This window comes from Streptosporangium carneum, assembly GCF_027922005.1.
Taxonomy (GTDB): Bacteria; Actinomycetota; Actinomycetes; order Streptosporangiales; family Streptosporangiaceae; genus Streptosporangium; species Streptosporangium carneum.
Window position 1 is genome coordinate 1 of record NZ_BSEV01000141.1, and the last position, 547, is coordinate 547.

Annotated in this window: 1 protein-coding gene; it reads left to right on the top strand. The window is 56.3% G+C overall.

The genetic code is table 11. The annotated features are described in order from the left end of the window. A partial coding sequence (locus tag PKF00_RS45035; protein ID WP_271223791.1) for a hypothetical protein occupies nt 1-367 on the top strand: 367 nt, incomplete at its 5' end. Nucleotides 368-547 lie beyond the last annotated feature (180 nt).

A 547-nucleotide genomic window follows, 5' to 3' on the forward strand; every position in this document is an offset into this window, starting at 1 on the left:
TCTGGTGACCGAAGTGTGCGCCGGCTTCAATGAGCTGCGACATGGTGACGACAGGTGCCGCCATAGTAGAATTCCTTTCCGGTTGAACCTCTGGAAGGCAGGAACCGCGCGGAAGTCTTTCGACTCTGGCCGCAACAGCACCGGTATGTGCGCCTTCCATGTGGATTGCTCACCTCGAGTCGAACCGGACAATCCGGACAATCTCTTGGCGAACGCGGGGCCCTTAGACGCCTTGGCCATCAAAATCCAGCCCCAATTCGCCGCAAAGGTTTGTCAGTTCACCGTCAAAAAGGCCGATTCCAGCCCTATTCAAGGCTTACCCAGGAACTCGCCGCAGTTGACGGTTTTCTCAAGGCAAAGCTGGTGATAAATTGTCTAACGCAGCAAACATCGGAAATTGCTCAGGTTTCGCGCCAAAAGGGGGGCGTCGACAGGATGGGTTGGGGCGAAGCCGGAATAAGAAGGTCGCTCGCACATGACTACCCTTGCATCCATCCTGTTCACACTCGCCGCCGCAGCGGCTGTGCTCACGATCTGGAAAAGCCTG